The sequence below is a fragment of the Aliivibrio sp. 1S175 genome, assembly GCF_001690985.1.
In the GTDB taxonomy this organism is placed as follows: domain Bacteria; phylum Pseudomonadota; class Gammaproteobacteria; order Enterobacterales; family Vibrionaceae; genus Aliivibrio.
Map to the genome: position 1 here is coordinate 1,644 of NZ_MAJS01000030.1, position 2,279 is coordinate 3,922.

The window sequence follows — 2,279 nt, forward strand, 5'->3', positions numbered from 1 at the left end:
AAATTCAGCTAGGTCTGCATGGTAGCAAACGTGTTATGCAGGCGTTATGCGACAATGTTGAAATGGAGGGTTCAAAATAATATGGATATATCATTAAAACCGATGAATGAAGACTCATTCTCAGAGTACTTAAATCAAGTTATCCCTGCTTATGCTAATGAAAATATTCAATCAGGCCGATGGGATGAATTAGGTGCATTAAATAGGTCGAAAAAAGAGTATGGTCGTCTATTACCTGAAGGCTTAAAAAGTAACAATAATTACTTATTTGATATCATAGAGAGCAAAAGTAGTAATAACGTTGGTTATATTTGGGTAAAAGTTGAAGACCAAACCATTGCGAAGTCCGCTTTTATATATGATGTAGGAATATATTCAAATTATCGTAGAAAAGGTTATGCCAAATTAGCACTTCATTGCATTGAGAAAGTAGTTGCAGACCTTGGAGTAACAAGTTTAGGTCTTCATGTTTTTAGTCATAATACAGCAGCTCAAGCTTTATATAATAGCATAGGTTATCAAGTGGTTAGCCATAATATGAGAAAAGTAATCAGCGCATAACAAATGCATCAACACGATTTGCTACATTCGGCGTTCTAGGTTTCTTTGAGTTCACCATATTAAGTGGTAAATTTAGGCTTAATCTGCATGGTAGCAAACGTGTTATGCAGGCGTTAGGGCTACCTATAATCATTAATAAAGGTAAATTATGTCACGAAAATTATATAAGTACGTTGGTCCAGATATTCTAGATGTTGCATTCAGTGAGTCTGATTATTGTGGTTTTAAGTTTTCATACCCTAAAGATTATAACGATCCATACGAGCTATTTCTTACTATTGATTTTGAAGACAACTCAGATGTAGTTGCATTTTATAATGAGATTGTTCAAGAGATACCACAGTATCCCACAACATGCTTTTCTAAATCACCAATAGTTACACCTATGTGGGCTCATTATGCGCATAACTCTAAAGGTTTTGTTATTGAAGTTGATGAGGAAAAATTAGAATCGTACGTAGCTGATGTAAGAGTTGATGACGTAATATATCAGGATACACCGCGCGAAGAACTTAAATCAACATTGCAAATGGCAATGTATCGTGGAAAGCCAAGAGATATAATGTTCTTACGTAATGGTGTTTGTAATGCTGCTTATTTTACCAAAAAAGAATGTTGGGGTTACGAGTTAGAGCGCCGTGTTGTTGTTTCTGACAGTGATGTGAAAGATGTAGGAGGGAATATGATTTTACATATACCTATTGATTGCATAACCGCAATAATTGCTGGTCCTCGAACAAAATCAGAGTACCTTATTAAAGGTGAAGAATGGAGTGATGAGATTGGGGCAGATTTTTATCTTGCTAAAGTAGGTAAAAGTGTTTCTGAACCATATTTTTTAAATCTACAAAATGAAACATTCCATTTTGATGGTAATTCAATAGTTCAGTCTATTTCTGCATGTGCTAGTTGTTACGAGCCTACGGAAGAGTTGCAAGACGAATGTTCTTGGTGCTCTATTAGCGAACATCAAGAAAATATTGCAGCTGCAAATAATCCGTTACGAGCTTTAGCTGAAGCAGGGGCTTTAGGTAATTATATTGAGAGTTTTAATGCGATTGGGCGCAAGTAGCCCTAACAATCGCATCAACACGATTTGCTACATTCGGCATTCTAGGTTTCTTTGAGTTTACCGTGTTAAGTGGTAAATTTGGACTTAATCTGCATGGTAGCAAACGTGTTATGCAGGCGTTATGTGCTAGGAGTAAAAATGGAATTTTCGTATGAAAAAGTGACTCATCAAGATTTAGATGTAATTCTTAAATTAGGTGAAGCGGTTAATGATAAGCATGTTGTACCTCTTCTTAATTCTGAAGGTCAAAAAGCTATCAAAATGGCGTTTAAATCTGATATCGACAAGGTAAAGGATGACAGTATTTATTCAGCGATTAAAGCCACTATTGATAACGAAATTATCGGTTATATAGCTTGGCGTGACGAAAGTTATATTGGTCATCTTTACGTTAAAACTGAATATCACGGTTTTGGTGTGGCTAAGGGTTTAGTTGAAGAAATGAAGGCGGTAAGTGGTGCAAAATTAATTAGCGTTAAAGCTTCGATTTATGCGCTCGGTTTCTATAAAAAAGTTGGATTTAAGCCTGTATCAGAAGAGTTAAGCTTAAACGGTATTCGTTATGTTCCAATGGTACTTAATGTTCAACAGCGCACATAACAAAGCCATCAACACGATGCTTATAACATTCGGCGTTTTTGGTTTA

The 2,279-nt window shown here is 35.7% G+C and carries 3 protein-coding genes; all 3 read left to right on the forward strand.

Annotated elements, in window-relative coordinates; genetic code table 11:
• Positions 1-81 precede the first annotated feature (81 nt).
• Positions 82-561, forward strand: coding sequence for an N-acetyltransferase (locus A6E06_RS11320; protein WP_083190321.1), 480 nt, complete (start codon positions 82-84; stop codon positions 559-561).
• Between the two features lie 148 nt (positions 562-709).
• Positions 710-1,633, forward strand: a complete 924-nt coding sequence (locus A6E06_RS11325; RefSeq protein ID WP_065593238.1) for a DUF2971 domain-containing protein — start codon at positions 710-712, stop codon at positions 1,631-1,633.
• Between the two features lie 138 nt (positions 1,634-1,771).
• Positions 1,772-2,233, forward strand: coding sequence for a GNAT family N-acetyltransferase (locus A6E06_RS11330; RefSeq protein ID WP_065593237.1), 462 nt, complete (start codon positions 1,772-1,774; stop codon positions 2,231-2,233).
• The last annotated feature ends 46 nt before the right edge of the window (positions 2,234-2,279 follow it).